At 57.3% G+C, this 255-nt stretch carries 1 protein-coding gene; it reads left to right on the top strand.

Features of this window, described 5'->3' with window-relative positions:
* A partial coding sequence (locus L6D81_RS29455) for a DesA/ISL3 alpha bundle tail domain-containing protein (protein ID WP_445009272.1) occupies positions 1-255 on the top strand: 255 nt, incomplete at both ends.

The following is a 255-nucleotide window of genomic DNA, read 5'->3' as shown; positions in this document are numbered from 1 at the left end:
AGAACCTGAAAACACCGGAGCAACAGGTCCGCTTGGAAGATTTGCTGGCGGCTAACCAAGCGTTGATGACGGTCTATTTGATGAAGGCTGAACTCAAAACGCTCTGGGCGCCAAGTACCGCCTGGGGTTGGAGATCAGCCTGGAAGCAATGGCTGCGCCACGCTCATGAAAGCGCGATACCGGCTCTGATCCTGTTCGCCAAACGGCTAAAGGGTTACTGGCGGGGCATCGTCAGTCGGGTTCGCTGGCCGATGC

This window comes from Pseudomonas sputi (assembly GCF_021603585.1).
In the GTDB taxonomy this organism is placed as follows: domain Bacteria; phylum Pseudomonadota; class Gammaproteobacteria; order Pseudomonadales; family Pseudomonadaceae; genus Aquipseudomonas; species Aquipseudomonas sputi.
Note: the sequence above shows the minus strand (reverse complement) of the source record. Positions and strands in the feature narration are given on the sequence as shown.